General features: G+C 69.7%; 21 protein-coding genes. 11 read left to right on the forward strand and 10 right to left on the reverse strand.

The genetic code is table 11. The features are described 5' to 3' along the window. The first annotated feature begins 91 nt into the window (after positions 1–91). Positions 92–679, forward strand: a complete 588-nt coding sequence (locus FNH24_RS31030; protein WP_152366119.1) for a biotin transporter BioY — start codon at positions 92–94, stop codon at positions 677–679. Positions 680–944: 265 nt separating this feature from the next. Beyond that, positions 945–2,513: a glycosyltransferase family protein gene (locus FNH24_RS31035; protein WP_152366120.1), complete on the forward strand. Its 1,569-nt coding sequence runs from the start codon at positions 945–947 to the stop codon at positions 2,511–2,513. Positions 2,514–2,590: 77 nt separating this feature from the next. On the opposite strand, the gene FNH24_RS31040 is transcribed toward FNH24_RS31035, so the two are convergent. Further along, positions 2,591–3,925 (reverse strand): MFS transporter, encoded by a 1,335-nt coding sequence (locus FNH24_RS31040; protein WP_217428647.1) that lies wholly within the window; start codon positions 3,923–3,925, stop codon positions 2,591–2,593. Positions 3,926–4,157: 232 nt separating this feature from the next. On the opposite strand from FNH24_RS31040, the gene FNH24_RS31045 reads away from it, so the two are divergent. From FNH24_RS31045 to FNH24_RS31055, 3 genes are read left to right on the forward strand one after another with little or no spacing between them, the layout of a single operon-like run. Next, entirely contained in the window at positions 4,158–5,459 is a 1,302-nt protein-coding gene (locus FNH24_RS31045) for a C39 family peptidase (RefSeq protein ID WP_246187160.1), read from the forward strand. Between the two features lie 58 nt (positions 5,460–5,517). Beyond that, entirely contained in the window at positions 5,518–6,300 is a 783-nt protein-coding gene (locus tag FNH24_RS31050) for a TetR/AcrR family transcriptional regulator (protein ID WP_152366122.1), read from the forward strand. Between the two features lie 10 nt (positions 6,301–6,310). Continuing rightward, entirely contained in the window at positions 6,311–7,900 is a 1,590-nt protein-coding gene (locus FNH24_RS31055) for an FAD-dependent monooxygenase (protein WP_161606406.1), read from the forward strand. On the opposite strand, the gene FNH24_RS31060 is transcribed toward FNH24_RS31055, so the two are convergent. The 3 genes from FNH24_RS31060 to FNH24_RS31070 are packed head-to-tail and all read right to left on the reverse strand — an operon-like array spanning position 7,807 to position 12,069. After that, a complete protein-coding gene (locus FNH24_RS31060) occupies positions 7,807–9,906 on the reverse strand; it encodes a chorismate-binding protein (protein WP_152366124.1) in 2,100 nt (699 codons plus the stop codon). The genes FNH24_RS31055 and FNH24_RS31060 overlap by 94 nt on opposite strands. Before the next feature lie 7 nt (positions 9,907–9,913). Continuing rightward, positions 9,914–11,302: a mycothione reductase gene (locus FNH24_RS31065; protein ID WP_152366125.1), complete on the reverse strand. Its 1,389-nt coding sequence runs from the start codon at positions 11,300–11,302 to the stop codon at positions 9,914–9,916. Positions 11,303–11,349: 47 nt separating this feature from the next. After that, a complete protein-coding gene (locus tag FNH24_RS31070) occupies positions 11,350–12,069 on the reverse strand; it encodes a DNA alkylation repair protein (RefSeq protein ID WP_152366126.1) in 720 nt (239 codons plus the stop codon). Between the two features lie 118 nt (positions 12,070–12,187). Here FNH24_RS31070 and FNH24_RS31075 point away from each other — a divergent pair, with 118 nt between their 5' ends. The 3 genes from FNH24_RS31075 (at position 12,188) to FNH24_RS31085 (ending at position 15,118) form a co-directional block, all read left to right on the forward strand. After that, positions 12,188–12,670, forward strand: a complete 483-nt coding sequence (locus FNH24_RS31075) for a cysteine dioxygenase (RefSeq protein ID WP_152366127.1) — start codon at positions 12,188–12,190, stop codon at positions 12,668–12,670. Further along, positions 12,667–13,077 (forward strand): rhodanese-like domain-containing protein, encoded by a 411-nt coding sequence (locus FNH24_RS31080; protein WP_175047935.1) that lies wholly within the window; start codon positions 12,667–12,669, stop codon positions 13,075–13,077. Before FNH24_RS31075 ends, FNH24_RS31080 begins: the two co-directional genes overlap by 4 nt. Before the next feature lie 157 nt (positions 13,078–13,234). Continuing rightward, positions 13,235–15,118: a heparinase II/III domain-containing protein gene (locus FNH24_RS31085; RefSeq protein ID WP_161606407.1), complete on the forward strand. Its 1,884-nt coding sequence runs from the start codon at positions 13,235–13,237 to the stop codon at positions 15,116–15,118. Between the two features lie 1,069 nt (positions 15,119–16,187). Here FNH24_RS31085 and FNH24_RS31090 read toward each other — a convergent pair. Together FNH24_RS31090 and FNH24_RS31095 are read right to left on the reverse strand one after the other, a co-directional pair. Next, positions 16,188–16,529, reverse strand: a complete 342-nt coding sequence (locus FNH24_RS31090; RefSeq protein WP_152366130.1) for a VOC family protein — start codon at positions 16,527–16,529, stop codon at positions 16,188–16,190. Between the two features lie 114 nt (positions 16,530–16,643). Then, positions 16,644–17,135 (reverse strand): VOC family protein, encoded by a 492-nt coding sequence (locus FNH24_RS31095; RefSeq protein ID WP_152366131.1) that lies wholly within the window; start codon positions 17,133–17,135, stop codon positions 16,644–16,646. Between the two features lie 118 nt (positions 17,136–17,253). On the opposite strand from FNH24_RS31095, the gene FNH24_RS32080 reads away from it, so the two are divergent. After that, positions 17,254–18,087 carry an oxygenase MpaB family protein gene (locus FNH24_RS32080; RefSeq protein WP_152366132.1) on the forward strand — a complete coding sequence of 278 codons (834 nt, stop codon included), beginning with the start codon at positions 17,254–17,256 and terminating at the stop codon, positions 18,085–18,087. Next, complete coding sequence (locus FNH24_RS31105; RefSeq protein ID WP_152366133.1) at positions 18,084–18,665, forward strand: TetR/AcrR family transcriptional regulator; 582 nt, start codon at positions 18,084–18,086, stop codon at positions 18,663–18,665. Before FNH24_RS32080 ends, FNH24_RS31105 begins: the two co-directional genes overlap by 4 nt. 153 nt (positions 18,666–18,818) lie before the next feature. Here FNH24_RS31105 and FNH24_RS31110 read toward each other — a convergent pair whose 3' ends face one another. Continuing rightward, on the reverse strand, positions 18,819–19,748 hold the full coding sequence (locus FNH24_RS31110) for a phosphotransferase enzyme family protein (protein ID WP_161606408.1): 930 nt from the start codon (positions 19,746–19,748) through the stop codon (positions 18,819–18,821). A 7-nt stretch (positions 19,749–19,755) separates the two neighbouring features. After that, positions 19,756–20,721, reverse strand: coding sequence for a c-type cytochrome biogenesis protein CcsB (gene ccsB / locus FNH24_RS31115; protein ID WP_152366135.1), 966 nt, complete (start codon positions 20,719–20,721; stop codon positions 19,756–19,758). Between the two features lie 141 nt (positions 20,722–20,862). On the opposite strand from ccsB, the gene FNH24_RS31120 reads away from it, so the two are divergent. Continuing rightward, on the forward strand, positions 20,863–22,407 hold the full coding sequence (locus FNH24_RS31120; RefSeq protein ID WP_161606409.1) for a M1 family metallopeptidase: 1,545 nt from the start codon (positions 20,863–20,865) through the stop codon (positions 22,405–22,407). A 281-nt stretch (positions 22,408–22,688) separates the two neighbouring features. Here FNH24_RS31120 and resB read toward each other — a convergent pair whose 3' ends face one another. Both resB and FNH24_RS31130 read right to left on the reverse strand, forming a co-directional pair. Further along, on the reverse strand, positions 22,689–24,266 hold the full coding sequence (resB, locus tag FNH24_RS31125; RefSeq protein ID WP_152366137.1) for a cytochrome c biogenesis protein ResB: 1,578 nt from the start codon (positions 24,264–24,266) through the stop codon (positions 22,689–22,691). Between the two features lies 1 nt (position 24,267). Further along, a complete protein-coding gene (locus tag FNH24_RS31130) occupies positions 24,268–25,026 on the reverse strand; it encodes a cytochrome c biogenesis CcdA family protein (protein WP_152366138.1) in 759 nt (252 codons plus the stop codon). Positions 25,027–25,035 lie beyond the last annotated feature (9 nt).

The raw sequence follows: 25,035 nt of genomic DNA on the forward strand, positions 1-25,035 counted from the left end.
GGCCGGGCGGCGACCGAGGGCGTACCGCTCACTTACGCTTCTCCCGACGTCACCACCGTGCCGTCGGAGAAGCTGAGACCTGGAGGATCCCATGTCGAGCATCACCAGCGTCGGTCCGCGCACCCTGGCCGACGCCCTTCCCGGCGGACTGGTCCGCAACATCGCGCTGATCGCCGGCTCGGCCCTCTTCGTCGGGTTGACCGCGCAGGTGAAGATCGTCCTGCCGTTCACTCCGGTGCCGCTGACCCTGACCACCTTCGCCGTGCTGCTCTGCGGCGCCGTCCTCGGCGGCAACCGGGCAGCCCTGTCGCTCGGCCTCTACGCCGCGCTCGGGATCGCCGGCGTGCCGTGGTTCTCCGGCCAGACCAGCGGCTGGTGGTTCGCCTCGTTCGGCTACATCCTCGGCTACGTCGCGGCCGCCTACCTGGTCGGCCGGCTGGCCGAACGCGGCGGCGACCGGACTCCGCTCCGCACGGCCGGGCTGATGGTGCTCGGCAACCTGGCCATCTATGCCGCCGGGGTGCCGTGGCTGATGGCCTTCCTCGGCGCCGACCTGGGCCAGGGACTGCTGCTCGGCGTGATCCCGTTCCTGATCGGCGACGCCATCAAGGTGGCGCTCGCGGCCGGGCTGCTGCCGGCGACGTGGGCGCTGGTCCGTCGCGGCGGCAAGGACCGCTGACGGGCCGATTTTTCCGTACGTTTCCGGAGTGCGAGAGCCGGCTTCGGCGATCCGGATTTCGGTCGCCGGGTGATGTGACCGTCGCCACCCCACCCGCGCCGAGTCGAGCCGATGGGGCCTCCCCCGGTAGACTTGACCGTCCGTGTATGCGGGCCACCGACTCTGGGTACAGAGAGTCTGGATCGACAGGAAGTTGCGTGAGCGTCGTCAGCACGTCCCGGACGGAGCGCGGACGCAGCACAGGAAAGCAGGCACGAACACCCCGATGACCGTCGAAAGCTATCGCACCAGCACCGGAACCCCGTGCCTGTCCCTGAGCCAGTTCCGGATCCGCCGGCTGCTGGAATCACTGCCGGGCGTGATGGTGTGGCTGACCCTCGCCACTCCGTTCGTGCTGATAGCGCAGGTGCCGCACATCGCGCACTGGCTGCTGCCGCTCTACGTCATGTACTGGATGATCCAGTACGCCAACCTCGCCGTCCGTCAGGTCTGGGAGTTCACCCGGATGCGGCTGCGCCGCCGGGTCGACTGGCTCGCCCGGACCAGGGCCAACCACGGCGAGGACCTGGACCAGGTGCACCACCTGGTCGTCTTCCCGACCTACAGCGAGTCGGCCGACATCCTGCACCAGTCGATCGGCGCGATCGAGGACGCCAACTACGACCCGCGCAAGATCAGCGTCTGCGTCACCTTCGAGGAGCGCTCGCCGGTCTGGACCCCGGCCGCGATCGCCGAGCTGGAGGCCCGGTTCAGCGGATCGTTCGCCCGATTCCTGACCACCCGGCACCCGGACGGACTGCCGGGCGAGGAGCGGGTCAAGGGCGCCAACCTGACCTGGGGTGCGCAGTACGCCCGCGACATCCTGCATCAGGAGGGCTTCACCGACGATCAGGTGATCGTCTCCGCCTTCGACGCCGACACCCGGGCCAGCCGCGACTACTTCGCCGCCCTCGCCGACACGCACCTGAGCAACCCGAACCGGGACTACGACGCCTACCAGCCGATCCTGCTGTTCCACAACAACGTCTGGGACGTGCCGATCGCGTCGCGGATCGTCGGCTCGATCGCCACCTTCTGGACCATGGTCGACTCGACCCAGCCGCACCGGATGAAGATCTTCTCCTCGCACGCGATGGGGATGACCGCGCTGGTCAACGTCGGCTACTGGTGCAAGACGGTGATCCCGGACGACTCGCGGCAGTACTGGCGGATGTTCTTCGCCTTCGACGGCCGCACCATCGTCCGGCCGTTGCACACCCCGGTCTATCTGGACGCGGTGCAGGCGGAGTCGTACGGCAAGTCGCTCAAGGAGCAGTATCTGCAGCTGCGGCGCTGGTCGTACGGGGTGATCGACTTCACCTACATCGCCGAGCAGAGCCTGACCTCGCCCAAGATCAGCTTCTGGTTCAAGGCGGTCCAGCTGAGCCGGCAATACCTGCAGTTCCAGTTCTGGGCCACCACGCCGTTGATGCTGCTGGTCATTCCGCGGTTGGTCGGCGAGCTGCACGCTCCGTCGTACGACTTCGTCGCGATCGTGATCAGTTCGACGCTGACGGCCGTCTCCAACGTCATGTCCACCGTGGTGCTGCCGGTCGGCCTGGCCGTGTCCATCGCCGTGGCGACCCTGCTGTTGCCCAAGCGCCCGGCGCACCTGCCGTGGTGGTGGACGCTCAAGGTGATCGCCGAATGGCTGCTGATGCCGATCATCGTGCCGCTGTTCATCTGCTTCCCGGCGATCGACGCCCAGACCCGGTTGATCTTCCGCCGCTACCTCGGCTTCCGGGTCACGGTGAAGGAACGTACCTCCATCCCGGCCGGCTCCAAGGTCGCCTGAACCACACCCGGGACGCGAGTCGGGGAGCCGCCCTGGTGGGCGACTCCCCGATTCCCTCGGTGAAGGTCTGGCGGTGATCAGACGCAGGCGTCCTCCAGCTCCCGCTCCGCCGCCACCACGACGACCGGCTCGACCGGCGCCTCGGCGGTCTCGGTCGCGGTGTCCAGCGGGTGGGCGATCTCGTCGGTGGTCATCCGGGCGGCGATGATCGCGACCAGCCCGATCAGCAGCGGCACGGCGCCGACGATCAGGAAGGTGACCGGCAGGCCGAGCAGCTGACCGGCCGGACCGGCGATCGCCATCGACAGCGGCATGAACGCCAGCGAGACGAAGAAGTCCAGGCTGGACACCCGACCCAGCATGTGCGACGGCACCCGGCGCTGCAGCAGCGTCCCCCAGATCACCACGCCACCGTTGAACATCGCGCCGACGACGAACGCGGCGATCACCATCAGCCAGATCTGATCGGTCACCCCGAACACGATCAGCGGCACGCAGCCGACCGCCCAGAGCGAGACCATCACGGTCAGGTAGCGACGCGGCAGCTTCAGTGAGGCGACGACCAGGGAGCCGACCGCGCCGCCGATGCCGAAGGCGGCCAGCACGATCGCGTGCTCCTGCGGCCCGCCGCCGGCCTGGTCCTTGATCGCGAACGGGACCAGCACCTCGAACGGGCCGATCATGACCAAGATCATCAGCGAGGCGAAGACCAGCGTGCCGAGCAGCCAGGGCGTCCGGCCCATGTAGCTGAAGCCGTCCCGGACGTCGAGCAACAGGGCCACGGCCGGGTGCCGGCCATCGGCGGCCGGCTCGCCCTGCACCGGCAGGTCAGGGATGCGGATGATGCAGAGCACGGCGGCGACGCCGCTCAGCGCGGTCACCAGCAGGGCGGTGCCGGGTGAGGTGACGGCGATCAGCGCGCTGGCCGCGGCCGGCCCGGCGGCCTGGGCCAGCACCGGCCGGGTCATCCCCTCGAAGCCGTTGGCGGCCAGCAGTTGATCTTGGGGCAGCACGGTCGGCAGCAGCGCGGAGTAGGCCGGGTAGTACATGCCGCCCATCACGCCGCCGATGAACGCGACCAGGGCCAACTGCCAGACCTGCAGCATGCCGCTGATCGCCAGCAACGCGACGATGCCGACGGTGACGGCCCGGGTCGCCTCGACCACCAGCAGGATCCGCCGCTGCGGGATCCGGTCGGCCAGCGCGCCGCCGAGCAGCGTGGTCAGCAACATGCCGACGGCCGCGGCGCCGGCGACCAGGGAGAGATCCGCCGCGCCGCCGCCGAGCGCGATGATCTGCCAGACCAGGGACACCATCCAGATGCCCGAACCGATCAGGGACGAAACGAGAGCCGCCGCCAGCCAGCGATAGGCCGGGGTGGTCAGGGGCCGGAGTGCCCGTGGAACCTGCATGATCGTTCTCCTTCACCGATGGCCGCCCCGGTTGGCTGCGGCTTCACTCCTCGTACGGAGTCGAGCTGCGAATCTCGACACCTTCTTTGACCGGAGTCGGCAGAAAAACTCATCGGGCTTTCCAGTAGCAATTTGCAATCAGTCTTCCGGGGATGCGGAAGGCTTGACGCGAGGGCCCGGCCGGGGTGATGGTCGCGGTAGGAAATTCGCACCGTCGCGAGGATGTGGGGAAATGATGCGCATTCGGGGTCGTCTGCTTCCGCTGATCATGGGCATCGTCGTGGCACTGCTGGTGCTGCCCGCCACGCCCGTCGCCGCCGCTCCGGTCGAGCCGGCCGCCATCACGCTGCATCGCTGGGACAGCCAGCGCGAGTTTCTCCGCGGCACCTGGGACAACCTGCGGCCGAGTCGGGACGGGTCGATCGAGGTCCGCTCCGGCGCGCGGACCGCGGCCTACGCCGATCCGTTCGGGTCCGGCGCTTCGAGGACGTACGACATCGGCAGCTGGACCTCGCCGGTGGTCGAGCTCGGCTATGCCGGGGACGAGGCGATCGCCTCCTGGAACGCGCGGACGCCGACCGGCACGTTCGTCGAGACGACGTTCCGCGGCCGCAAGCTCGACGGCCAGTGGACGAAGTGGTACGTGCTCGGCCGGTGGACCTCGGGCGCCGACTTCGCCGCCGGCGACATCCACCGGACCTCGCTGAACGGCCAGAACGACACCGACGCCGCGATCTTCACCGACACCTTCTCGGTCCGCTCCGGTAAGGAGATCGGCGCCTATCAGGTGCGGGCCACCCTGTATCGGCCGCGGGGCACGGCGGTCACGCCGCGGCTGGACGCGTTGACCGTGATGAGCAACGAATTCATCGGCGGCTACGACCGGCCGACCAGTGCCTTCACCCTGGGCCGGCAGGTCGAGCTGGCGGTGCCGCGGTTCTCCCAGAACATCCACCGTGGTGAGTATCCGGAGTTCGGCGGCGGCGGCCAGGTCTGGTGCTCACCGACCTCGACCTCGATGGTGCAGTACTCCTGGGGTGATGATCATCGGGTGCCGGACTCGGAGCTGGCTCCGATCGTGGCGCCGAACGGTGATCCGCAGGTCCCGTACGCGGCGATCAACACCTGGGACTACGCCTACGAGGGCGCTGGGAACTGGCCGTTCAACGCCGCCTACGCGCACCGGTTCGGCCTGGACACCTTCGTCACCCGGCTGCGCTCACTGGCCGAGGCCGAGCAGTTCATCGAAGCGGGCATCCCGGTGATCACCTCACTGTCCTGGGACCTCGAGGAGATGCCCGAGGCCGGCTACGACACCGACGGGCACCTGATGGTGATCATCGGCTTCACCGCCGCCGGCGATCCGATCCTCAACGACCCGGCGTCGAACAGCAACGAGGCCGTACGCAACATCTACACCCGGAAGAACTTCGAACGGGTCTGGCAGGACTCCACCGACGGCGTCGTCTACATCTACCACCCCGCCGACGTCCCGCTGCCCAGCCCGCAGCCGGACGCCACGCCGAACTGGTGATCGAGGTCTCGTCCGACCCGTCTGATACAGAATCTTATTCACTGTATGATCCTGTCTCATGACCGACGAGGCCCGCCTGGCCGCAGCCGTCCTGCGCGCCGCGAGTGAGGCAGGCCGGACCACCTCGTCGCTGTCCCTGTCCGAGATCGCGGCTGCCGCCGGGATCTCCCGGGCCACCCTGGTCCGCCGGGTCGGCGGCCGGGCCGAGGTCGATGCCCTGCTCGCCCGCCACGGGGTGCCGCGACCGGACCTGCCCGACCGGGTGATCACCGCGGCGGCCATGATCATCGCGACCGAGGGAGTCGCCGCCCTCACCCTCGAGCGCGTCGCCGGCGCGGCCGGCTGCACCGTCCCGACCGTGTACGAACGCCTCGGCGGCCGCGACCAGGTGCTGATCGCCGTCTTCCGGCGGCACGCCGTCCTGCCCCAGCTCGCGCCGCTGCTGCGCTCCACCCCGGATGGTCTCGGACCGACGGTGCGGCGGATCTACGGCGAGCTACTGCAACTCGGCTACGACGATTCGGTCGTCACCACCGCGTTGATGATCGACGCGCTCGGCCGCCCCGACTCGGCGCTGGCCACCCACCTACGGGATCGCTACCTGCCGGAGGCCAACCGGGCGGTGGCCGGCTTCCTCACCGAGCTGATCGACGCCGGTCAGCTCCGGCCGCTGCCGCTACCCAGCCTGCTCGCCCTGTTCTTCGGTCCGGTCCAGTTCTGTCTGGAGACCGGGCTGATCACCGGCCGACCCGAGCCGGCCGAGCTGAGCCGGCTGACCGACGACCTCGCCGATGCCTTCGTCCGCGGCGTCGGCGTGGAACCAGCCGCCGGGCGATCATGAAGGAGGACCAGTGACCGACCACGTCCCGGTGTTGATCATCGGCGCCGGCCCGACCGGCCTCAGCCTCGCCGTCGCCCTGCGCTGCCACGGGGTCGACTGCCTGGTGGTCGAGCGGGCCGACCGGCCGCACCGGCAGTCCCGCGGCAAGGGCCTGCAGCCCAGGAGCCTCGAAGTGTTCCGCGACCTCAGGGTGATCGAGGAGATCCTCCACGCGGGCGAGCATCGGCAACGGGTCCGGCTGTTCAAGGACCGGCGCGCGGTGGCCGATCTTGCCGTCGGGCTCGCCGAGCCGGGCCCGGACATCGCCTTTCCCAACATCGTCATGCTGCCGCAGTGGCGGACCTGCGACATCCTGGAGCGCCGGCTGACCGGGCTCGGCGGCCGCGTCGAGCGTGGACTGACGCTGACCGCGCTGACCCAGGACCACGACCGCGTCACCGCGACCCTGACCGATGATCAAGAGATCCGGGTGGTGACGGCGGACTACCTGATCGGCTGCGACGGCGGCCGGAGCACGGCCCGCCGGCTGCTGGACGTCGAATTCACCGGCCGGTCGCGACAGCGGGACCGCTATCTCCTCGGCGACGTGATCATCAACGGGCTGAGCCCACAGACCGATGATCATCAACTCGTCTCCTACGCCTGGCTGGGCCGGGACGGCTCGTTCCTCGGCCTGGCCGGCCTGCCCGGGTCCGACGGGTTCCAGATCGGCGCGAGCCTCGAGGTTGCCGACCCGGACGGGCCGGCGAGTCCGGCGGGGCGGGACGTGGCGACGCTGCAGCAGTTGCTGACCGAGCGGTCCGGCCGCCCCGAGCTGGTGATCACCGAGGCGACCTGGTTGTCCGACTTCCAGGTCAACGTGGCGATGGCCGAGGACTACCGGGTCGGCCGCTGCTTCCTCGCCGGCGATGCCGCGCACGTGCATCCGCCCACCGGCGGGCAGGGCATGAACACCGGCATCCAGGATGCGTACAACCTCGCCTGGAAGCTCGCCTACGTCCTGGCCGGCCGAGCCGGCGACGCGTTGCTGGACAGCTATCCGGCCGAGCGGATGCCGGTCGCTCGCGCCCTGCTGCAACGCAGCACCGACATCCTCGACACCATGATCACCGACAACCCGGTGACCTCGTTCCTGATCAACCGGGTCGCGCTGCCGCTGATGTCCCGGCCGGCGATCAACCGGGCCGTGCTCAGCCGGGTGTCGCAGATCGACGTCGGCTATCCGGACAGTCCGCTGCTGCCGCCCGACGCGGGCTCAGGCCGGCGACGGGTCCGGCCCGGGCAACGAGCCCCCGGTGCGTTCGTCGTCGACGATCAGGGCCGGCAGAGCCGGCTGCACGACCTGCTCGACCGGACCCGGCACACCCTCCTGCACTGGGGCCCGGTCGAGATCGACGGGCACCTGCCGGGCTGGGTGGTGGTGTGCCGCCTTCCCGACACCGAGCGTGAGGTGCGCCGACGATATGGCCTCCGGCGGGGCGACGCGGTGTTGATCAGGCCGGACGGCTACGTCGCCTGGCGCGGCCGGCCCGAGAATCTCCGACCGGCGGCGCTGGTCGCCGGCGAGGCACCCGTCCCGACCGGCTCCGGCGCGGCCTGATCCCGGGCGCTGCCCCGGACCGCGGTCAGCAGCGCCGCCGACTTGAGCAGGGCTTCGGCGTATTCGTCGTCGACGTCGGAGAGCACGATCACACCGCCGCCGACGCCGATGATCAACTCGTCGGCGCGGGCCTCGATGGTGCGGATGATCACGCTCAGGTCGGCGGCGCCGGAGTAGCTGAAGTAGCCGAGCACACCGGAGTAGAGGCCGCGCGGGGACTCCTCGACCTCGTCGATGATCTCGCAGGTGCGGTGTTTCGGGGCTCCGGTCATCGAGCCCGGTGGCAACGCGGCGCGGACGCAACCGACGGCGTCGAGGCCCGGAGCGAGGTCGCCCTCGATGGTGCTGACCAACTGGTGCAGCGACGGATGGGTCTCCACCGCCATCAGCTCGGGCACCCGGACCGAGCCGAGCCGGCAGCTGAGCCCGAGGTCGTGCCGGAGCAGGTCGGCGATCATCAGGTTCTCGGCCCGGGTCTTGGTCTCGGTCCGCAGCCCTGTCGCTGCGGCGGCGTCGCGGGCCGGGTCGTCATGCCGGGGTGCGGTGCCCTTGATCGGCCGCGCCTGCACCCGACCATGATCATCGATCCGCAGGAACCGTTCCGGTGAGGAGCTGAGCACCGTCGCCGACGGCAGCCGCAGGAACGCCGCGTGTGGTGCGGGATTGATCCGCCGCAGCCGCCGATATAGCTCGGCATGATCACCGCGGAAGCCGATCCGGCGTCGGAAGGTCAGGTTCACCTCGTAGCTGTCGCCGCTGTGCAGGTGTTCCTGCACCCGCCGGTACGCCGAGCGATACCAATCCGGGCCGGGTTCGGTGATCACGCCCACCTCGCCGGTCCGGTCCGGCTCGCCGGCCGGCACCGTGGACTCGATCATCGTCTCGGCCCGGTCGAGCCAACCCCCGGTGCCGCCCACCGTCGCCGCATAGCAGCGCCGTTGATCATGGTCGAAAACGAAGAACCGGTCCAGCCGGCCAAACTCGGCCGCGCCACCGTTCCCGCGATCCGGATAGCCGAGATAGCCGACAAAGCCGCCGTGGAAGGGAAACGGGACCTCCGCCCGGACCGGTGCCGCGGCGATCCGGGTGGCCACCTGCTCGAGCACGTCCTCTCCCCCACCCGGCGGCAGCCCGTAGGGCTCGGCCAGCCCGTACCGTCCGGTCAGCACCTCCTCCGGCGCACCCAGGTAGGAGAACCGTGCCCCGGCTCCCGGCCGGGAGCTGTCCAGCCAGCAGACCGGACCCCGGTCGGCGTAGTGGGCCACGAAGACGTCCTCCGGCTCCCGCCACGGGACCTCGCGGGTGTGCAGAGCTTGTTCGTTCCCTGAGCTCGTCGAAGCGTCGTCCTGAGCCTGTCGAAGGGGGCTAGGCCCGATGCTTGATCTCCCTTGCCCTTCGACAGGCTCAGGGAACGTGAGGGTGGGCCGCTCAGGAAGCGTGGACGCCGTTCGGGCGAGGTCGAGGAAGTTGATCATCAACTCCCGACCGTGGGCGGCGGCGACGGACTCCGGGTGGAACTGCACGCCGTGCAGTGGCCGGCTGCGGTGCCGTAGGCCCATGATCACGCCGTCCTCCGCGGTGGCCGTGAGCTCGAGCTCGGGCGGCAGTCGATCGACGGCCAGCGAGTGGTAACGGACGGCCGGGAAGAGCTGCGGCAGGCCGGCGAAGACGCCACGGCCGTCGTGGCCGACGGCTCCGATCAGCCCGTGGTGCGGCCGGACCCGGCCGACCCGGGCGCCGAAGGCCAGGGCGATCAGTTGGTGCCCCAGGCAGACCCCGAGCACCGGGCGGTCCGCCTCCCTGATCTTGGTCAGCAGTCCCGGATGCGCGGCCGGATGGCCGGGGCCGGGCGAGATCACCACCTGACTGAAACCGGACCAGTCGAGTTGATCATCGCTCCCGACGACCGTCGGCGCACACCCCGTCAGCTCACCGATCAGGTGATACAGGTTGTAGGTGTAGGAGTCGTCGTTGTCGATCAACAACACCCGACGCCCGGTCGGCATCGACACCCTAGTCGGAATCGTTCAGCGGCAGGGCCAGCAGCGCGTTCTCCACCAGCTCGGCCATGGCCGGATGAATCCAGTACTGGCCGCGCGCCATTTCGTGGGCCGGCAACCCGAAGCTCATGGCCTGGATCAGTGGCTGGATCAGCGAGGAGGCCTGCGGTCCGATCAGATGAGCACCGAGCAACTGGCCGGAGTCGGGGTCGGCGAGCAGCTTGGCGAAGTGGTCGGCGTCCTCCATCGCCCACCCGTACGCGATCGAGCCGTACTCCTGGATCGCCGTCACATAACGGATCCCCCGCTCCTCCGCCTGCTGCTCGGTCAGCCCGACCGAGGCCACCTGCGGCTCGGAGAAGACCGCGTGCGGCACGAACCGGTGATCGGATTCGATCATCGCCTCCGGGTGCAACAGGTTGTGCTGCACCACCCGCATCTCGTGGTTGGCCACGTGCTTGAGCTGATCAGGAGAGCAGACGTCGCCGAGGGCGAAGATGCCGTCGGCCGTGGTCCGCTGATGCTCGTCGACGATCACGTAGCCGTCGCCGTCGAGGTCGACCCCGGTCGTGTCCAGGGCCAACCGATCACCGTTCGGTGTCCGGCCGACCGCGACCAGGATCACGTCGGCCTCCAGCCGTTGCTCGACCCCGTCCTGATCGGTCGCGATCACCGCCACCCGATCATCGGGCAGCGGCTCGACCCGCCGCAGCGCGTGGTTGAGCCGGACGTCGACGCGGCGGGAGATCAACTCGGTGAACCGCCGGGACACGTCCCGGTCCTCGTTGCGCAGCAGCGCGTCGGATCGCTGCACCACGGTCACCCGGGTGCCGTACGCGCCGAAGATGTGCGCGAACTCGGCCGCGATGAAGCCGCCGCCGACGATGATCATGGACTCGGGCTGACGCTCCAACCGCATCACCGTGTCGGAGGTGTGCACCGTCACCTGGTCCAAGCCGGGGACGTCGGGCAGCACGGCCCGGCTTCCGGCGGCGATCACGTACCGGTCGGCGGTGATCACCTCGCCCGTCCCGGTGTCCAGCGTCAACGGAGCGACGAAGTGCGCCTCGGCCCGGAACAGCGTGATGTTGTCGCTCTCGGCCCGGTACTTCTCACCGCCGGCCGAGATTGCGTCGATCCGGCCGAAGATCCGGTCCCGGACCTCGGACCAACGGACCCCGTCCAGGGTGAGGTCGACGCCGAGCCGGCGGGCGTGCTCGACGCTGCCGGCCAGGTCGGCGGGATAGACGAACATCTTGGTCGGGATGCAGCCGACATTGAGGCAGGTGCCGCCGTAGACCGGGTTCTTCTCCACCATCGCGATCCTCATGCCCGCGAATCTCTCGTCGGGGATCGAGTTACCGGAGCCGCTGCCGATGATGCACAGATCGAAGTGTTGCACCGTCCTATCCTGCCTGGCCGGTCGGCGAACCCGGTGCCGGAGGTCGCTCAGCGGACTTCGCGGTAGTGCCGCCGGGTGTCCGGATCGAACCGTTCGATGGCGTACCGCAGCGCGGTGCGGGGCATCCGCGGCGCCTGCCGGTCCAGGAACGCTCGCAGCTCAGCCTCGTCGACCCGCTTGCCGGCCTCCCGCAGCATCCAGCCGACTGCCTTGTGGATCAGGTCGTGCTCGTCGCCGAGCAGCCGCTCCGAGATCCGGTACGTGTCCGCGGTCTGCCCGGCCAGGATCAGCCCGTGGGTGGCGACCATCGCGATCCGCCGCTCCCACAACGACGCCGAGCCGGCCAACCGGTCGAGCACCCCGCGGTCGCCGTCCGGATCGAGCAACCGGCGGCCGAGGATCTGCCCGGCACTGGCGTCGACCAGGTCCCAGTTGTTCACCCACCGGGTGTCGGCCAGGTAGTGATCGGTGATCATCGCCCGCTCCGCCAGATCACCGGCCCGGGCCCGATCCGCCATGATCACCAGGCAGCTCAGCCGGTGTTCGTGGATCGGGCTGCGCAGCAGCGGCAGCCACGCCGTGGAGTCGAACACCTCCCGCCGGTAGGGCCGGACCAGCTCCCGCAGCCGACTCAGCCGCACCCCCACGAAGGTGTCACCCTCGCCGTAGCCGCCGGGCCGGACCTGGAAGAACCGGACGAATTCCGCGGCCCGGCCCGGATCCGCCTCGGCCTCGATCGCCGCAACGACCGGATGAGGATGCCCCATCCCCCCAGTTTCGCCCACTTGTCAGAACTGAGTTGTGCCATAGGGCTGCTCAGTTCTGACAAGTCGGAATAATGAGATCCCGATATTCCCTAGTGCGACGCAGTGCATTATGGGCCGCATGACTCGACCGGAACCGCCGCGACTCGATCTCGCGACCATCGCCCTCCGCCTCGCCGGCCAGACCGCGCTGTGGCAGCCACTGGTGAAGTACGACCCGATCAGCCGGCACTACGCCCGGCTGGTCGCGGCCGGTGACTACGAGGCCTGGCTGCTCACCTGGCTGCCCGGCCAGGGCACCGAGTGGCATGATCACGGCGGCTCGGCCGGCGCCTTCGTCACGGTCCAGGGCACGTTGACCGAGCGGCACGCCTGGCTGGGCGGCAATGGTGCGCCGACGATCCTGCCCGAGGCTCGCCGGCTCGGCGCCGGTTCGCTGCGGGCCTTCGGCACCCGGCACGTGCACCGGGTGACCAACGACGAACTGGAGCCGGCGGTGAGCGTGCACGTGTATGCCCCGGCCCTGGTGGAGATGAACACCTACCGGCCCGAGGGCGACCTGCTGATCCGTACCGCCTCCCAGCTCGTCGGGGAGAACTGGTGACCGCGGCGACCCAGGCCGCCCCCACGAGCCTCCGGCGGCGCAGCATCGACGAGGTCCTCACTGACGCCCGGTCCCGACTGCACCGGGTGACCCCCGACCAGGCCGAGCGAGCGGTGGCCGCCGGGGCCGTGCTCGTCGACATCCGCCCCGCCGCCCAGCGCGCGGCCGAGGGCTCCTGGCCCGGCGCGATGATCATCGAGCGGAACGTGCTCGAGTGGCGCTTCGACCCGGCGAACGAGGCCCGGCTGCCGATCGCCTCCTACGACCTGAAGGTGATCATCACCTGCCAGGAGGGCTACACCTCATCGCTGGCCGCGGCGGCCCTGCAGGAACTCGGCATCACCCGCGCGACCGATGTGATCGGCGGATACGCGGCGTGGCGACGAGGCAACGACCGGACCGACTGACCTGGTCGGACGACGGCACCGACGGGGCCGGCCGCGAACCGGGCGGGGAGCCGGGCGAATGAGACGAAGCCGGGCCGGGTGGTCCGCCCCGGCGCGGGCCCGTCTATCCTGAGACGCGGAAGATGATCTTCGTGATCTCGCCGCCGAGAGGATGATCGTGGCTACCGATAGGCCCGAGACCCCCGCCCCTTCGACCCGCCTCGCCGACCTGTTGCCACCGGAAGACGTGGCGGCGGCCCTGGCGGACACCCCGGCGCAACTGGCGCCGTCGATCGATGATCACGACCGGTGGGGCGCGGTGAGCGACTCCGACCGGGCCGAGATCATCCGCACCGCCGAGGAGTTGTCGGGCCGGCCCTGGCCGGTGTTGTTGGCCAGCGAGTACGCGCGGTTCCACCTGGACGGCAATCGGACCGGCTACGAGGAACCGTACTTCGAGCGCCGGTCGCGGCTGATCGCCGCCGCCCTGGCCGCCGCCCTGACCGGGGACGAGAAATGGGTCGCCGAGGCCGTCGACGGGATCGAGCTGATCTGCGACGAGCTGTCCTGGACGGTGCCGGCCCACGCCTGGAAGAACCGGGAACGCAACAGCCCGGTGCCGTCGCCGGATGATCTTGATCTTGATCTGTTCTGTGCCGAGACCGGCTCGGTGCTGGCCTGGACCGACCAGGTGCTGGCCCCCGCACTGGACCGGTACTCGGTGACGATCCGGCCGCGGCTGCGGGCCGAGGTGGTGCGGCGGGTGCTGGAGCCGTTCCGGGCCCGCCGGGACTGGCACTGGCTGACCCGGTCGGTGAACAACTGGAACCCGTGGATCCACTCCAACGTGCTGGCCGCGGCCCTGCTGCTGGATATCGACCCGGCATCGCGGACCGAGGTGGTCAATCTCGCCGTCACCGGCCTGGACATCTTCCTCGACTCCTACCACGCCGACGGCGGCTGCGACGAGGGCGCGTCCTACTGGGGCCGGGCCGGCGGATCACTGGCCGACTGCCTGGCCCTGCTCTACGACGCGTCCGACGGCCGGCTGAACGGCTTCACCCATCCCAAGGTGGAGCCGATCGCCAGCTACCTGCCGGCCATGCACATCGGCTCCGGTTGGTACGTGAACTTCGCCGACGGTCCCGCCCGGCAGCACGGCCGGACGACCGCGTACCCGCTGTTCCGGCTCGGCCAGGCGACCGGGAACGAGATCGTCGCCCGGCACGCCACCATGATCAACACCGGCGACGCCCCTCTGATCCAGCGGCTCTCCTCGTTCGGCCGGGTGTTGGGTGTGCTGTTCACCCCGGAGCTGGCCGACGTCGGCACGGACCGGCCGACCGATGATGATCATTTCTGGTTCCCGCAGACCGAGGTGCTGTCGGCCCGGGTCGACGGGGTGGTGCTGGCCGCGAAGGGCGGTCACAACGCCGAATCGCACAACCACAACGATGTCGGCAACGTCGTCGTCGCCGTCGACGGCGAACCGCTGGTCGTCGACATCGGCGTCGGCACCTACACCAAGCAGACCTTCAGCGCCGACCGCTACCAGATCTTCACGATGCAGAGCGAGTTCCACAACCTGCCGGTGATCAACGGCCACGGCCAGCTGCCCGGCGCCGACCGCCGCAGCCGCGGGATGACCGCGGACCTCGGTCCGGGCCGGGTCGAGTCGTCGGTGGACATCGCCGACACCTACCCGGCCGAGGCCGGGATCGAGTCCTGGATCCGCGGCACCACGCTGGACGAATCCGCCGTCGTGATCACCGACCGGTGGCAGCTCTCCGCGGCGCCGACCTCGTTGGTCTGGCACCTGATCGTCCGCGGCGACGTCACCCTGTCGCCGGGCAAGATCGACATCCCCGACCCGGCCGGCGGCCGCGGCCTGGTGATTGACTACCCCGCCGAACTGCTGGACTGCGCCACCCAGGCCATCGCGCTCACCGACCCGCGACTGAGCGACGTCTGGGGTCCGGAATTGACCCGCCTGGTGCTCACCGGCACCGCCGCGATCCGGACCGTCACCGGCTCCCTCACCCTCACCCTCACGCCGACCTGACGCATGATCACCGCCGCGGGCGGCGAGTTGGCCCGCAGTCCCGGCGGTGGTTGCGTCGAGCCCCCGGACTCGGGATCCGCGCGCGCCGCTGCGCGGCAAAGACGCACCAAGGAGGGCAGGTTCGGGCGCGAGTAGCTCAGGTCCGCCCCCTCATGTTCTCAACGCGTCGAGAGTGACCTTTCCCACGCAGAATCGGCGATTCTAGGTGGAAAGGGTCACTCTCGACGTCATCCGCCAAGGGCCGCGGCGACTCCCCGGATGGGCGTTCCGGTGGTTCGCTCCCTGAGCTTGTCGAACGGCAGGCCAGCTGGCTGCCCCTTGGGTTTCGGCCTGGCGGCCGGAAAGGACGCGCCAAGGACGGGCGGGTCAGGGCGGCGGGTCGCATTAGGCGGCCGGATGTCGGTGTTGGCGGCGGACGTCGCCGGGTGGGCATCGGCCGTGACGTTTCTCGGCCGTTATGTGCGGGCGCCGGTCGAGCCGGGAGTCACAGCCGATGATCCCGGCAGCAGCGCAACCGGTACCCGGCCGGACGTTCTCAGGAATGCCGCAACCCACCCGTCCTTGGCGCGTCTTTTAGTTCTCGGCACACACCGAGCGGACTTGCACGGCCGGCCGACCTCGAGCGGGCGAAGTCTGTCGGCTCGGGCCCACTCGATGGATGCACCTGGCTGGACTGTCGCGAAAGCTCTTCGTCCGGGAAGGTTCCACGTGGCAATGGCGGTTTTCGCCCCGCACGAAGAGATCTCGCGACACACGACCAAGATCACCGGTGGATCCGGCCTCAGGACGAACCACCCGACGTTCGACCCCAGACCTCACCGCAGCGCGCTGGGGGCCGCATCACCTGGCGAACCGGAAGCCGGCAGACCAGCCAAACTGACGCCAAACCTCGCCCTCCTCGCTGCCAAGAAAGGCGACCACGCTCGAAGCTGCAGCGCGGCACTCGAATACGATCACCCGCTCAGGTCGCGCGCGCAGGCTCCGAACCAAGCTCGGCGCACCGTGCAGCGGCATCGAGCAATCGTGATCATGACCTGCCGAGCACAAGACCTGCAGTGCGGGGCTGGGCTCAGGGAGTGACGTTGCCGCCGATTCCGGTCTCATTGCCGTCGGCGTCGTGGAAGACGTACTTCCAGGTCGTGCCGTGCTTCTCCACGTCGACCGGCTCCAGGCCGCGTTCGGCGATCTTCGCGACCTCGGCCAACGGGTCGTCGACCCAGATCATGCCGACGCCGCCGCCGGCCCGATCAAGGTCCTGGATGATGTAGACGTAGCGATCCTCGGCCAGCTGCCAGACCGCCTCGATGTCGTTCGGATAGAACGCGGGCTCGGTGCCCAACAGTCGTCGATACCAGTCCAACGCCGTCGGGTAGTCCCGGACGGGAATGCCCGCGAAGATTCCTACTGCCATGCCTGCTCCTGATCGTTGTGTCCTCCCACACCATCATTGACAACTATTTTTGTCAAGGCGTGAAACGATCATCACCCTGGCCCCTTCGACAGGCTCAGGGAACAGACACTGCAGTCAGGCAGGGAGGCTGATGCCGATGCCGCCGCGGGTGTCCCGGCCGTAGCGGGTGATCTCGGCTGCCAGGTCGAGTGGGGCGACACCGAGTTGCTCGTCGCCGGTCAGCAGGTCGCGCGGGACGAGCCAGACGATCTCGAACTCCAGACCGTCGGGATCCCTGCCGTACAAGGACTTCGTGGCGCCGTGATCAGAGGCTCCGACCAGCGCGCCGGCCTCGCTGAGCCGTCCCCTGATCTGCTCAAGATCACCGAGGGTGCCGACCTCCCAGGCCAGGTGATACAGCCCGATTCCGGCGACCGGGGTGGCCGCCGGATTGCGGGCCTGGAACAGGCCGAGATCATGATCATTGGTGGAGTCGGCGGCGCGCAGGAACGCGGCCCCGGGCAGTTCGGCGATCACGGTGAACCCGAGCACCTCGGCGTAGAAGCCCACCGACCGGGCCAGCTCGCCGACGTACAGCACGGCATGGTTCAACTGATGAATGCCCACGATTCCTCCACTTTGCTTGATGCTTCAACTACATCCTACCGCGCTCACCTCAGGCCCGGATCAGAGGATAATTTGGCAGCTATTGTCAAATGTCTGAGACTGACATAATCTGGCCGGCATGGTGGCGACCGAAGAACTGCTCCGCAGCTTGCACCCGGAGCGCGACTACGAGCAGATGTTCCTCATGCTGCAGCAGGAGTTCCCGACCCCGATGGCGCTGGCCATGGCCGACCTCACGTTGCGTACGTTCTGCGTGCCCGCGATGAGCCGGCTGATGGTCGAGACCGGCGAGTTCACCCGGCGCGGGGTCAAGCGGATGGTGGACACCTCGATCCTGCAATCGCAGTGGGACCGGAACGGGCTGGATTCGCCCGAGGGCCGGGCGGCGCTCAGCCGGGTGAACCGGATCCATGCCCGCTACGACATCGCCGCCGAGCACTTCACCTTCGTGCTCGCCGTCGACACCGTCATCCCGATCCGCTACGCCGAGCGGTACGGCTGGCGCCGGATCACCCCGGCCGAGAAGGCGGCGATGCACGCCTTCCGGGCCGAGCAGGGCCGCCGGATGAACATCCAGGACTTCCCACCGACCTACGATCAGACGGCCCGCTTCCTGGACGAGTACGAGCAGCGGACGTACGCGTACACGAAGGCCAACGAGGAGCTCGCCGTCGCAGCCGTCGCAGCGATCCTGGAGACGGCCGGCCTGACCGGACGCTCCGCCGCGCTGACCCGGCAGCTGCTCCTGGCGACGATCCCGCCGCGGGTGCTGGAGGCGTGTGGGCTGCCGCCCGTGCCGCGATGGCAGCGGCGGATCGCCGACGGCCTGGCCCGGGCGATGTCCCGGGCCGACCGGCGGCGCCGGTCCACCGACGACCTCGACGACCTGCCGGCGATCAAGCTGCTCTATCCGAACGGCTACCGGATCCCCGACCTCGGGCCGGGCGAATGACCGCCGAGGGGCTGCGGGAGCGGAAGAAGCGGCAGACCCGCGACGCGCTGATCGACGCCGCGCTCGAGCTGTTCGACAGCAAGGGCTTCGGCCGGACCACGGTGGACGAGATCGCGGCCGCCGTCTACGTGTCGCCGCGGACCTTCGCCCGCTACTTCGAGTCCAAGGAGGATGTCGCGCTGACCGCGCAACTCCGGGTCGACGAGGACTATCTGGAGCGGCTGTCCGCCCGACCCGCCGAGCCACTGGTCGACGGGCTCGCCGGCGCCGCCGACGAGGTCCTGGCCGAACTGATCGCGGACGAGCCGCGCTGGGACCAGTTCCTGCGCAGCCTCCCGGTGATCGCGTCCAGCCCGGCGCTGACCGGTCGCTATCTGGAGCGCCAGGATCGGCTGCAGCAGGAGTGGCTCGATCGCCGGGCCGGCGCCGACCGGCTGCGGCTGCGGCTCGCCCTCGGCTGGGCCAGCATCACCCTCTATGTCGCGCTGGACGAGTGGGCACGATCCGGCAGCGCCGACCCGGCCGCCCTGCGGGCTCAGGTCGCCGAAGCCTTCCGGCTGCTCGAGCACGGCTCCTGACCTGCCGTTGGGACCAACGCCCGACTGGCCTGCCCTTCGACAAGCTCAGGGAACCGAACAAGCGCTTGCGGGCCAATCACGAGGGCCTGTTTCGTTCCCTGAGCTTGTCGAAGGGGCAAGCCGGTTGTTCCCGGCGCGCGGCACCCTCGTGGATCAGAGCAACGCGGCGAGCCGGGCGGCGGCGGCGTAGCGGCGGCGGGTACGCTCCGGCGCGGGCGGTGTCCCGCCCGCCTCGACCACGGCCAGCGGGGTGGCCAGCCGGCGCAGCGCCTCGAGCACCAGAGCGGTCCACGGCAGCGACCGGTCCGCGCTGAGTGCCTCCGTGCCGTACGCCGCGAAGCTTTCCTCGATCTCGGTCCGCTGACGGTCGCGGTCCGCCGCCGGGCTCGTGCCCAGCAGTTGGCCGAAGTAGACGGCCGAAGCGAGGCCGAGCAGCACGGTGTCGTGGAACGGGGTGAAGTCGATCACGGCGAGCACCGCCTCTCCGTCGAACAGGACGTTGTCCGGGCCCAGATCGCCGTGGACGAGCTGCCGAGGTTGGGCCGCGAGAGTGGCCGCGCCGTCGGCCAGGAGGTCGAGCAGTCGCCGTACCGGCGCCGGATCGAGCCCGTCCGGGGCGTGTCGGGCGAAGAGTCCCGGCAGTTCGGTGAGCAGGTAGTCGGTCCGCACCACTCGGGCCCAGACCGTGTCCCGGGCAGCCAGCTCCGATGGCGGCGTGATCGCGGCGAGGGCCCGATCATGATCGGCCAGCCAGCGCATCAGGTTGAGCGTCCGAGTCCGGTCGAGGGGGTCGACGATCATGCCGGGCAGGAACTCCTGGACGGCGTGGCCGGAGCTCGCCAGCAACTCGCCGCCCGGCCGGCGGTGCTGGCGGGCCTGCCGGATCCCCTGCCGATTCAGGTGCTGCTCGACCTCGGCGTACAACTCGACGTCGAGCCGGTCCCACGGTCGCTTGATCACGTACGCGCCGCGCTCGGTCCGGAGCTTGATCACGTCATGACCGCCACCCGGCAGCCGGCCCGAGTTGATCACCGGCCCCAGCCCGAACTCCCCGACGACGACCTCGAGGTCCGCCGTGGACACCGCGCGATCAGACGCCGGCGTACGAATGCAGGCCGGAGAACAGCAGGTTGACGCCGATGAAGTTGAACCAGAACGAGACCAGCCCGATGATCGCGATCACCGCGGCCTTGACGCCGCGCCAGCCGGCGGTGGACCGGGCGTGCAGATAGCAGGCGTAGATCACCCAGGTGACCAGAGCCCAGGTCTCCTTGGGATCCCAGCCCCAGTAGCGACCCCAGGCATACTCGGCCCAGACTGCGCCGGCCGCGACCGCGAAGGTCCAGAGCGGGAAGGCGAAGGCGTGGAAGCGGTAGGCGTAAAGATCAAGCCGCTGCGCCGACGGCAGCTTGGCCAGATAGCCGGTGACCGTACCCTTGGCCTCGACCCGGTGCTTGATCAAATAGAAGATCGACAACAGCGCGCCGATGTTGAACGCGGCCCCGCAGACCGCGGCGGCGACGATATGGATCAGGAACCAGACCGAATGCAGGGCCGGCACCATCGGTGCGACCCCGACGTAGAAGACGGTGGCGGCGAGGCCGTTGCCGATCGTGGCCAGCAGGGTGACCGGCAGCCCGAGCCAGCGAGCGCCGACCACCTTGACCATGATCAGATACGCGGCGACGGCGAGCACCATCGCGCTGATCGTGAACTCGTACATGTTGGCCCAGGGCGCCCGCCCGGCCGCGACGCCGCGGAGCACCGTGCCGGCCAGGCTGAGCCCCAACCCGATCACGGTCAGGCCGAGCCCGACCCGGCCGAATGTCTCCACCCGCTCCGACCGGACCTCGTCGCCGCCGCCGTCCGTCCCGCTCCGGCCGAGGGATTCGGGTCCCGCGGTCGAGCCGACCGTGGCACCGACCAGTTCGCGGACCGGTTGCGCCGGCGCGAGCCGGCGGGCGGTGGCCCATTCGGCCGCGTGCGCCAGCAGCGCCAGCAGGTAGACCACGACCGCGGAGACGATCGCGAGGCTGGAGTAGTACTCGAAATCCATGGTGAGTCGTTCCCTCGCTCGTCGGGATCCCCGGACCGGGCGGACCGGCTCCGACCGGCTCATCCTACGGCGGCCCTCAGCGCACTAGGGTGGTGGGCCGAAGTGGGCGAGGCGGGTTCAACACTGATGAGGAGCTACTCGATGCGGCGACGAGGAATGGTGCGGGCGATCGGCAGGTCGGCGGCGGCAGCAGCGGTGATCGGAGCCCTGGTGGCCGGGCCGGCGTCCGGCGCGTTCGCCAACGACGGCGACGATCCGACGCCCGGTGCGCCCGGCGTGGGCGACGCGGTCTATCCGAATCTCGGCAACGGCGGCTATCAGGTCACCCGTTACGACCTCGACCTCGATGCGACGGCGGCCGACAAGACCGTCGCCGGCCGGGTCCGGATCCACGCCGTGGCGTCGCAGAGCCTGTCCCGGTTCAACCTCGACTCGGCCGGGCTGGAGATCGGCTCGGTCGAGGTCGACGGACGGAAGGCCTCGGCCAAGCAGGACGGTGAGGAGTTGGTGATCACGCCGGCCCGAGCCATCCGCAAGGGCCGTACCTTCGTGATCACCGTCGCCTACGCCGCCGACCCGGCCAAGATCCCGCCGCCGGCCGGTGGCTGGGTGATCACCGACGACGGGTTCGCCACCGCGCCGCAGCCGTCCGGCGCGCACACGATCTTCCCGAGCAACGACCATCCGTCGGACAAGGCGCACTACCTGATCCGGATCACCGCGCCCAAGGGCACGATCGGCGTCGCCTCCGGCAAGCACCTGACCGACCGGACCAACGACGACGGCAGCACCACCTCGACCTATCTGACCCGCCACCCGATGGCGACCGAGCTGCTCCAGGCCGCCGTCGGCGACTTCACCGTGGTCAAGCGCGGCCGCGTCGACGACGCCGAGCTGCGCGACGTCGTGCCGACCGGCCGGCTGGCCGACTCCGAGGCCGCGCTGAAGCTCACCCCCGGCCAGTTGGACTGGGCCCGGGAGCGGCTGGGCGAGTTCCCGCTCGAGGCGTACGGCATCATGCCGGCCAACACCGACAAGCCGGACGCCTTCGACTTCACCGGCCTGGAAACCCAGACGCTGACCCTCTACAAGCCGAACTATCTGAAGCAGCCCGAGGACAAGATCGGCTCGCACATGATGCACGAGCTGGTGCACAACTGGTTCGGCAACAGCGTCACCCCGGCCTCCTGGAGCGACCTGTGGCTGAACGAGGGACACGCCGACTACTACGGCCTGCTCTACCGCTACGAGCGCGGCTGGCCGGATTCCAGCGGCTTCACTTCGATGGAGCAGCGGATGAAGTACACCTACGGCAAGGGCGACCAGTGGCGCGCCTCCTCCGGCCCGGTGGCCAAGCCGAACGCCGACAACCTGTTCGACAACCAGCGCTACACCGGCGGCGTGCTGGTGCTCTTCGCGTTGTGGGAAAAGGTCGGCCAGGAGAAGTTCGCCGAGATCGAGCGCGCCGCTCTGCGGCGTCACAGCGACCGGACCCTGAGCACCGAGCAGTACATCGACCTGGCCGCCCGCGTCTCCGACGACGAGAGCGTACGACCGTTCCTGGAGGACTGGCTCTACGGCACCAAGACCCCGCCGATGCCGAACCATCCGGACTGGACCGTCGAGCCGCCCGGGGTCAGCACTCTTGATACGCCCGACCTACAGTCCGACCGCAAGGGGCACTAGTTCCGTTCGGTTTGAGTCACTCCCGCGGGCGCCGGTTTGGGCGGGTGGATGAAAGACGCGCCAAGGGCGGGTGCGGCGCGGGGTTGTGTGGCCGGGTCCCGGTGAGTTACGCCCCGGGGAACCAGCGAGTGGACGCTTTGGCCAGGCGAACCGCCTGAAATCGCGGCCAAAGCGTCCACTCGGCGCGCCCACCGGTGACACCCAGCCGGTAGCCGGCAGCGATGACCGGAGAGCGCTCAACTCCGCCCGCCTTTGCCGCTTCTTTGTCTTTCAAAAGCCGCTCAGGGAACCGAAACCTTCTCCGGCTCACCGGCCAACTCATCGGCCAGGGACGCGAGGTCTTCGTCGAGGCCGGTCCGGGTGCCGGCCCGGTCGAGGCCGCCGAGTTCGACGGTGGTGGTGCCGTCGTCGGCGGTACGGGTCCGGACCCAGATCCGGCGCGGGCGGATGAAGAGGGACAGGCAGAGGCCGGTGACGGCGAGCACGACCGCGGCGAGGGTCAGCTGCAGGCCGGGGGTCTCGCTGATCTGGAGTTTGACCCAGCGGGTCCAGCCGTCCATCCGGATCGTGCCCTTGCCATCGGGCAGGTCGATGGCCTGGCCGGGGCGCAGTTGCAGCCGGACCGGTTCGCCCTTGGCGTCGCGGATCTGGGTCAGCCCGCGGGTGTCCAGGGTGTAGACGTTCTCCGGCTCGCCGGTCTCCACCTTGGGCGGGCCGGACCAGGCGTTGAGGAACAGGGCCGGGTCGACCGCGTCGGGGAAGACCGAGCGCGGGCCCTGCTCGTCGACGACGGCGGTGGGCAGGAAGAAGCCCTGGAAGGCCAGGCGCTCCGGGCGGCCGTCGGGGGCCTTGATCGAGCCGGCCGAGGAGAAGTTGCCGTCCTGCGGCAGGAAGGCCACCGGGCCGGAGAAGGCGACGTTGCCGTCGCCGTCGAGCACGGTGACGATCGGCGCGTAGCCGTGGGCGATCAGGTGCACCGAGGTGCCGCCGATGGTCAGCGGGTGGTTCACCTCGAGCAGCTGGGTCCGCGACTCGCGGCCCGGCTCGGTCACCTCGACCAGGGCCTTGAACACCCGAGCGGCGCCGGTCTGCACCTGCCCGGTCTCGAACTGGGCGTCGAAGTCCTTGACCCGGACGGTGAACGGCCGCAGCATCCCGTCGCTGAACGCGGCGCCGGCGCTGAGGTCGTCGTACTGGGAGAGGTTGTTGGAGAAGCCCTGACCGGTCAGCACCAGACTGCTGCCGCGGAAGCCGAACAGCCCGCCGATCGCGACTCCGACCAGCAGAAAGACCAGGCTGATGTGGAAGATCACGTTGCCGGCCTCGCGCAGATAGCCGCGCTCGGCCCGGACGGCGCCACCCGCATCGGATTCGGAAGGGTCGCGGACCACCCGGTAGCGGGCCTTCCGCAGCTTCTCCTCAGCCCGATCCAGGACATCGACCGAGGTGGCGTCGCCGGCGGGCCGGGACTCGAAGACCGGCAGCCGGGACAGGTGCCGCGGCGTCTTCGGCGGCGCGGCCCGCAGCGCCCGGACGAAGGTGGCGGTGCGCGGCAGGATGCAGCCGATCAGGGACACGAACAGCAGCAGATAGATCGCCGAGAACCAGACCGAGGTGTAGACGCTGAACAGGCCGACCCGGTCATAGATCGGGCCCAGCGTCGGGTTGGCGGCGATGAAGTCGCTGACCCCGACCGGCGACACCGAGCGCTGCGGCACCAGCGAGCCCGGGATCGCGGCCAGGGCGAGGGTGAACAGCAGCACCAGCGCGGTGCGCATCGAGGTCAGCTGGGTCCAGGCCCAGCGCAACAGCTCCAGCGGGTTGAGCGCCGAGGCGTCCTGCTGCTTGTTTCGCGCCATCTCAGATCACCGGCAGGAAGCCGGCGGCCCACTGCCGCATCCAGTTGTTGATCAATCCCCAGACTCCGGTCACCATCGCCACTCCGACCAAGATCATCAATCCGCCGCCGATCCGCATGATCAGCAACTGGTGCCGCCGGGCCACAGCGATCACCCGGGACAGCCGTTGGTATGCCAGCGCGGCGGCGATGAAGGGCAGCCCGAGGCCGAGGGTGAAGACGAAGGTCAGCACCGCACCACGGACCGCCGTCGCCTCGTTGTAGGCGAGGGTCAGCACCGCGCCGAGGGCCGGACCGATGCACGGTGTCCAGCCGAGCGCGAACACGCCGCCGAGCAGCGGCGCGGCGGCCACGCCGACCCGGGGCCGCCAGTCGCTGCGCACCTCGCGGCGGCCGAACGGCAGCCCGAGGAAGATCAGACCCAGCGCGATCACGCCGACACCGAGGACCCGGTTGATCACCGACTGGTGCTGCAGCAGGGCGACGCCGACCGAGCCCACGATCGCGCCGATGATCACGTACACGACGGCGATGCCGAGCACGAACAGAGCGGCTCCGGCGACCAGTCGGCGCCGGCCCCGGCCCGCCACCACGTCGGCGCCACCGAGGCCCGAGGCGTACGCCAGGTAGCCGGGCACCAGCGGCACGATGCAGGGCGAGAAGAACGAGACCAGCCCGGCGGCGAGCGCCACCGGGATCGCGATCAGCATCGACCCGCCCATCGCGGACGAGACCCAACTGCCGAGATCGAGGCCGATCATCGCCGACCG

The sequence above is a fragment of the Microlunatus speluncae genome (assembly GCF_009299835.1).
GTDB classification, from domain to species: domain Bacteria; phylum Actinomycetota; class Actinomycetes; order Propionibacteriales; family Propionibacteriaceae; genus Microlunatus; species Microlunatus speluncae.